The sequence below is a fragment of the Pseudomonas huaxiensis genome (assembly GCF_003231275.1).
GTDB lineage: Bacteria > Pseudomonadota > Gammaproteobacteria > Pseudomonadales > Pseudomonadaceae > Aquipseudomonas > Aquipseudomonas huaxiensis.
On the sequence record NZ_QKVL01000054.1, the window covers coordinates 25,813 to 32,783 of the forward strand.

The 6,971-nt window shown below is 64.9% G+C and carries 5 protein-coding genes; all 5 read left to right on the top strand.

Features of this window, described 5'->3' with window-relative positions; genetic code table 11:
• The first annotated feature begins 10 nt into the window (after nucleotides 1-10).
• The 5 genes from DM374_RS29380 to DM374_RS29400 all read left to right on the top strand — a co-directional run bounded on the left by DM374_RS29380 (nucleotide 11) and on the right by DM374_RS29400 (nucleotide 6,773).
• Nucleotides 11-1,180, top strand: a complete 1,170-nt coding sequence (locus DM374_RS29380; protein WP_110973067.1) for an acyl-CoA dehydrogenase family protein — start codon at nucleotides 11-13, stop codon at nucleotides 1,178-1,180.
• Nucleotides 1,181-1,236: 56 nt separating this feature from the next.
• Nucleotides 1,237-2,442, top strand: a complete 1,206-nt coding sequence (locus tag DM374_RS29385) for an acyl-CoA dehydrogenase family protein (protein ID WP_110973068.1) — start codon at nucleotides 1,237-1,239, stop codon at nucleotides 2,440-2,442.
• Nucleotides 2,439-3,593, top strand: a complete 1,155-nt coding sequence (locus tag DM374_RS29390; RefSeq protein ID WP_110973069.1) for an acyl-CoA dehydrogenase family protein — start codon at nucleotides 2,439-2,441, stop codon at nucleotides 3,591-3,593. The genes DM374_RS29385 and DM374_RS29390 overlap by 4 nt, the downstream gene beginning before the upstream one ends.
• Before the next feature lie 18 nt (nucleotides 3,594-3,611).
• Complete coding sequence (locus DM374_RS29395; protein WP_110973070.1) at nucleotides 3,612-5,291, top strand: class I adenylate-forming enzyme family protein; 1,680 nt, start codon at nucleotides 3,612-3,614, stop codon at nucleotides 5,289-5,291.
• A 99-nt stretch (nucleotides 5,292-5,390) separates the two neighbouring features.
• Nucleotides 5,391-6,773, top strand: a complete 1,383-nt coding sequence (locus DM374_RS29400) for a DUF1329 domain-containing protein (RefSeq protein WP_177431627.1) — start codon at nucleotides 5,391-5,393, stop codon at nucleotides 6,771-6,773.
• Nucleotides 6,774-6,971 lie beyond the last annotated feature (198 nt).

The window sequence follows — 6,971 nt, forward strand, 5'->3', positions numbered from 1 at the left end:
GGAGCAGAGCATGTTCGTCGATCTCACCCCCGAGCAACACGCGCTGCGCCGCACGGTGCGCGACTATTTCCAGGCCCTGATGACCCCCGAGCTGCGCGAGCAACTGCGCGGCAAGGAAGGCGGTGACCTGTTCCGCCAGACCATCCGCCAGATGGGCCGCGATGGCTGGCTGGCGGTGGGTTGGCCGAAGGCCCACGGTGGCCAGGGCTATGCCGCCACCGAGCAACTGATCTTCTTCGAAGAAGCCAATATCGCCGGCGCGCCGTTGCCATTCGTGACCATCAGCACCGTCGGCCCGGCGCTGATGGAGCACGGCAGCGCATTGCAGAAAGAGCGCTTCCTGCCCGGCATCGCCGCCGGTGAAATCATGTTCGCCATCGGCTATTCCGAACCGGATGCCGGCAGCGACCTGGCGGTGCTCAAGACCAGTGCCCGGCTCGACGGTGACAGCTTCGTGGTCAACGGCAACAAGCTGTGGACCTCCGGCGCTGAATCCGCCGACTTCATCTGGCTGGCGGCGCGCACCGACCCGAGCCTGGCACGGCACAAGGGGGTGTCGATCCTGATCCTCGACACCACAGCGCCGGGCTTCGCCAGCACGGTGATCCCGACCACCAGCAACCCGACGACAGCCACCTACTACGACAACGTGCGGGTGCCGAAGGACATGTTGGTGGGCGAGCTGAACGGTGGCTGGAAACTCATCACCGCGCAGCTCAATCATGAACGGCTGGGCCTCGGCTCGTGGTCGGACAAGGTCGCCGGGCTGTTCCGGCGCATCTACCTGTGGGCCAAGGTGCGTGACGAGCAGGGTCGTCGGGCGATGGACAAAGCCTGGGTGCGCAGCTCGCTGGCCGAGTGTTATGCGCGGCTGGAAGCCATGCGCCTGATCAACCTGCGGATCGCCGCCAACCTGGAACACGAGCGGATGGACGTGGCACTGAGTTCGACCACCAAGGTCTTCGGCTCGGAGTCGGCCATCGAGATTCTGCGCAGGCTGTCGGCAGTCATCGGTGCCAACGGCTCGCTGCGTTCGGGTTCGGCGGCGGCGGCTTTGCACGGCGAACTGGAATACGAGCTGCGCGCCTCGGTCACCGTGACTTTCGGCGGCGGTACCAATGAAATCCAGCGCGAACTGATCGCCCAGTTCGGCCTGGGCATGCCGCGCACCCAGCGCTGAGCCAACCACAACAACAATAACCAGCCCCGGGCCATGCCTGGGGCGAGGGTCAAGTCATGAGCACGATTGAGCAATTCAGGCATGAAACCCGCGCCTGGCTGGAGGCCAACTGTCCGCTGTCGATGCGCACTGCCATGGGCGACGGCGACGTGGTCTGGGGGGCCCGCCAGCCGGAGTTTCCCAGCGAAGACGCGCGGCTGTGGTTCGAACGGATGCGCGACAAGCGCTGGTTTTGCCCCGAGTGGCCTGAGGAATACGGCGGCGCCGGGCTGAGCGCGGAACAACTGGCGGTGCTGGAAAGCGAGATGCGTCGCCTCAAGTGCCGGCCGCCGCAGATCAACCTGGGGATCTGGATGCTCGGCCCGGTGCTGCTGGCCTATGGCAGCGATGAGCAGAAGCGCAGCCTGCTGCCACCCATGGCCCGTGGCGAAACCCGCTGGTGCCAGGGCTTCTCTGAGCCGAACGCCGGCTCCGACCTGGCCGGCCTGAAGATGGCCGCCCGCGATGCCGGCGACCATTTCGTGGTGGACGGCAGCAAGATCTGGACGTCCTACGGCGACAAGTCCGACTGGATGTACGCCCTGGTCCGCACCAACACCAGCAAGCCCAAGCACGAAGGCATCAGCCTGATCGTGCTGGACATGCGCAGCGCTGGGGTCAACGCCGTGCCGATCGACCTGATCAGCGGCAAGTCGGCGTTCTGCCAGGTGTTCTTCGATGGCGTGAAGGTGCCGAAAAGCCAGTTGATCGGCCCGCTGGACGGCGGCTGGAACCTTGGCAAGTACCTGCTGCAGCACGAACGCAAGGCCATGTCGAAGTTCGGCGAGATCAGCCTGCCGTCGCATTTCGATCTTCCGGCGCTGGTCCGCGAGTACCTGCCGCAACCCGAGAGCCAGAGCGAACTGGCCTTGCAGGCGCGGGCCGCGGCCTGCGCGATGAACGAACAGGCCTACAACCTGACCGTGCAACGGATGGCCGAGGAAGCACGGGGTGGCGATGACGTCAGCGGCTTGATGGCGATCATGAAGCTGGTCCACACCGAGCAGGAGCGCGACAAGTTCGAAGTGCTGCTGGACATCCTCGGCGGCCACGCCTTCGGCTGGGAAAGCGAGGCGTTCGACGAGCGCCAGTTGGCGGTGACCCGCGGCTGGCTCAACAGCTACGCCCTGACCATCTCCGGCGGCGCCTCGGAAATCCAGCTCAATGTCATCGCCAAGCGCGTGCTTGGCCTGCCTGACGCGAAAAAAGGAGCGACGGCATGAACCTGCGTTACAGCGAAGAACAGCGCTTGCTCGCTGACAGCGCCCGCGACTTTCTCGCCGCGCGCAGCCCGGTGGCCGCTCAGCGGCGCTTGCGCGACGAAGGCTCGGAGCAGGGGTTCGACGCGCAACTGTGGCAGGACGCAGTCAACCTGGGCTGGAGCGCGATTCCCTTTCCCGAAGACCTCGGCGGCCTGGCGTTCGGCTGCATGGGCCTGGGGCCGGTGTTCGAGTCCATTGGTCAAAACCTGTCGGCGACGCCGCTGCTGTCCAGCGTGGTGCTCGGCGGTTCGCTGCTGCACCTGGCCGGCAGCGCGGAGCAACAGCAGCGCTGGTTGCCGGGGCTGATCGCTGGCGGTCTGCGTCTGGCGCTGGCGGTGGATGAGCGCGCCCGGCACAAGCCGTTGGATACCTGCCTGAGCGCGGTACCCGAAGGCGACGGCTATTGCCTGGACGGCGACAAATACTGGGTGGTGGACGGTAACGGCGCCGATGCCTTTATCGTCGCCGCACGCACCTCGGGCAACGCCGGGCAGGCCGCAGGTATCAGCCTGTTCCTGCTGCCGGCCGATACCCCGGGCCTGATCTGCAGCGCCTTGCCGCTGATCGATGCACGCAACAGCGCGCGCCTGCAATTGCAGCATGTGCGGGTCGGCCGCGAGGCCTTGCTCGGCGAAGCGGGGCAGGGCTGGGCACTGCTTGACGCCGTTCTCGATCGTGGTCGCGCTTGCTTGTCGGCGGAACTGCTGGGCATCGCCGAGCACTTGTTCCGCACCACCCTCGATTACCTCAAGACGCGGGTGCAGTTTGACGCCCCGATCGGCTCGTTCCAGGCCCTGCAACACCGTGCGGCGCGGCTGTATGTCGACCTGGCGCTGGCCCGCAGCGCGGTGATGGCGGGGCTTTCGGCGCTGGACGACGACAACCTCGACGCCGTCGGCCGTGGCCGGCTGGTCAGCCTGGCCAAGTGGAAGGCCGGCGACACCGCGCTCAAGGTCGCCAACGAGGCAGTGCAGATGCACGGCGGCATCGGCGTCACCGATGAGCTGGACGTCGGCCTGTACCTCAAGCGGGTGCGGGTGGCCCAGGCCTGTCTCGGTGACCGGGATTTCCATTGCGAGCGCTACTGGGCCCTCGACCCGGCCCGCGCCTGACGTTCAGGAGAACGACACATGAGCATTGAACAGTGGCGCACGGCGTGGCAGCAGTTGACGGCCGCAGGCGCGCCTTTTGAAGTGGTGACCCCGGCGGACGGTGCGCCGCGTTACTTCCGCCAGACGGCGCGGACCCTGCAAGAGGTGATCGACGCCGGGCGGGTTCATGGTGAGCGCGAGTTTCTGGTCTGGCAGGACCAGCGCTTGAGCTTCGCCGATTACTTTGATCAGGTCGACCGCCTGGCGGGGCAGTTGATTGCCCGCTTTGGCCTGCAACCCGGCGAGCGGGTGGCCATCGCCATGCGCAACCAGCCGGCCTGGCTGGTGGCCTTCGCCGCCATCCAGCGCTGCGGCGCGGTGTGCGTGCCGCTCAACAGTTGGGGCCTGCGCGATGAGTTGCTGCATGGCCTGGAAGACAGCGGTGCCGGTTTGTTGCTGTGCGACGAATCGCGCCTGACGCTGTTGCGCGACGATCTCACGGCGCGGCAGCGGACCACCATCGTGGTTGGCATGACGTCGCTGACGGGCTTGCCCGATTACTGTTTCCGCTACGAAGACCTGCTGGCTGCCGAAGCGCTGGTGGTGCCCGCAGTGCGGGTCGAGCCGCATGCGCCGGCGATGATCCTCTACACCTCCGGCACCACCAGCCGGGCCAAGGGCGCGTTGTCCAGCCACCGGGCGGTGTGCCAGGCGTTGGCGGCGCTGGATTTCCAGAGCGCGTTTTGTGCGCTCAGCTCACCGCAACGCATCGCCCGGGTGATTGACAGCGGTTTTGCCCCGACCTCGCTGATGGCGGTGCCGCTGTTCCATGTCAGCGGTCTGCATGCGCAGTTTCTCTCCGCCCTGCGCGGCGGCCGGCGTCTGGTGCTGATGTACAAATGGGACGTCGAACGGGCCATCGACCTGATCCGCGATGAGCGTTGCACCCAGTTCAACGGCGCGCCGGTGATGATGCAGCAACTGTTCGCCTCGCCGCGCTTCGGTGGTGTCGACACGGCCAGCCTGTTCGGCCTTGGTCTGGGCGGAGGTGCGTCGTCCGTCGCGCTGCTGGGCGACATGGCCCGGCGCAAGCCCGACGTGATCGGCGGCAGCGGTTATGGCCTGACCGAAAGCAACGGCATCGGCGCGGCGATTGGCGGCGATCCATTCCTCTACAAACCGGCGAGCTGCGGCTGGCCGCTGCCCATCGTCGATGTGCGCATCGGCGAAAGCCCGGCACAACCGGTCCCCGACGGCCAGCCCGGACTGATCTGGCTGCGCTCGCCGACCTTGATGAGCGGCTATTGGAACCAGCCCGTGGCCAGTGCCGAGACCCTCTGTGACGGCTGGCTGAACACCGGCGATATCGGCTACCTCGATGACGAAGGGTTTCTCTGCATCAGCGGGCGGGTCAAGGAGTTGATCAATCGCGGCGGCGAGAAGATCTCGGCGGCTGAAATCGAAGCGTGCATCAGCGAAATGCCGGGCGTTGAAGACGCGGCGGTGTTCGCCGTGCCCGACCCGTTGTTGGGGGAGGCTGTGGCCCTGGTCATCCAGGGCGAGCGCCTGCCTTCGGTCCAGGATGCCCAGTTGTTCATCGCCGCGCGGCTGGCCGGATACAAGGTGCCGGCGCACGTGTACCGGGTGACGGAGGCGCTGCCGAGGAATGCGACCGGGAAGGTGCTCAAGGCGGAGTTGAAGCAGCGGATTTCTGGTTGATAAACCGCAATTTCTTAGTCTTTCCGGACGATGTTTCCTACCCCGGAAAACCAACAATGAAGCACATCCGAAAGGCTTTATCAGCGAAGGAGGCAATACATGAAAACAACAAGAACAGGTGTCATGCTCGCGGTCGCTCTCACTGCCAACTGCATAGCGATTGCTGGCGCATGCGCCGCTGTATCGCCCGACGAGGCTGCCCGCCTGGGCAAGGACTTGAACTGTGTTGGCGGCGAAGTGGCCGGCAACGCCGAAGGCACCATCCCGGCCTACACCGGCAAATACCTGGGTGAAGTGCCTGGCTGGAACCACGTGAAATTCTCCGGCGACCAGCCGGTCGATCCCTACGCCGATGAAAAGCCGATCCTGGTGATCACCGCGGCCAACATGAGCCAGTACGAGTCGCACCTGACCGAAGGGCAGAAGGCGCTGCTGAAGAAATACCCGACCACCTACAAGATGAACATCTACCCCGGCCACCGCGATTTCCGCTACCCGGACTACGTGTGCAAGCGTGCCATGTCCAACGCCCTCAACGCCAAGCTGGTGAACGACGGTCTGGGCATCGAGGGCCTTGGCCAGGTGCCGTTCCCGATTCCGAAGAACGGCATGGAAGTGCTGTGGAACCACCAGCTTCCGGCGCGCGCCTACACCGAAGAGAAGATCTCCGACCTCGCCTCGGTCCTGCCCAACGGCAGCATCGGCTGGGGCCGGGCCCATGCCCGCAACCTGTCGCAGGCCAACTCGCCGACCGTGGAACCGAAGACCGAGGACGGCGTCCAGGCCATGAGCTACAACACCACCCTCAAGCCGGCCCGCGACAACGGCGTGATCAGCATCGCCCACGAGCCCTACAACTTCGTTACCTCGTCGCGCCAGGCCTGGTCCTACAGTCCGTCGACCCGCCGCGTGCGGCAGATGCCCGGTTACGGCTACGACCAGCCGATGATCGGCACCAACGGCACCATGACCGTGGACGAAGACCGCCTGTTCAACGGCGCGCCCGAGCGTTACACCTGGAAGCTGCTGGGCAAGCGTGAGATCTACAGCCCGGCCAATGCGTTCAAGGCCAACTCGGCGAGCTACAAGTACAGCGACATCCTGACGCCCAACCATCCCAACCCGGATGTCATGCGCTATGAGCTGCGTCGGGTCTGGGTGGTGGAGGCGGATCTGAAGGAAGGCTTCCGTCACGTCTATGGCAAGCGTGTGCTGTTCATCGATGAAGACACCTGGAATGCGGTGATGGCCGACAACTTCGATGCCCGTGGGCAACTGTGGAAGCACGCCATGATCAACTACTACTACCACCCCGACATGAGCGGCTGGCAGGCCGGTTCGCAGTTCTTCATGGACCTGAACTCCGGGCAGTACACCGGGTACGGGATGACCAACGAAGCGAAGAAGGGCCCGATCCTGAACGAAGGGAAGTACAGCCCGGATATGTACACCGCTGATGCGGCGCGGGCGATTGGGCGGTGATTTGATCTGCTGTTGAGTGTTTTCTTTGAGCCCTGCCGGGAATTGGCGGGGCTTTTTTTTGTTCTTGAGGGAATGGTGAGGGCTATGGGTTTGGGGTTTGGTGCGGTGAGCTTATCCATTCGATGTGGCGTCGCTGCCGGCGCTTTCCGCCTTTACGGCGGCCTACTTTTTTCTTGGAAAAAGTAGGCAAAACCGCTG

Bases quoted from the DNA above. Each gene is read 5' to 3' on its own strand.
- DM374_RS29400 (WP_177431627.1), top strand. From the start codon at position 5,391: ATGAAAACAACAAGAACAGGTGTCATGCTCGCGGTCGCTCTCACTGCC.
- DM374_RS29390 (WP_110973069.1), top strand. From the start codon at position 2,439: ATGAACCTGCGTTACAGCGAAGAACAGCGCTTGCTCGCTGACAGCGCC.
- DM374_RS29395 (WP_110973070.1), top strand. From the start codon at position 3,612: ATGAGCATTGAACAGTGGCGCACGGCGTGGCAGCAGTTGACGGCCGCA.
- DM374_RS29385 (WP_110973068.1), top strand. From the start codon at position 1,237: ATGAGCACGATTGAGCAATTCAGGCATGAAACCCGCGCCTGGCTGGAG.
- DM374_RS29380 (WP_110973067.1), top strand. From the start codon at position 11: ATGTTCGTCGATCTCACCCCCGAGCAACACGCGCTGCGCCGCACGGTG.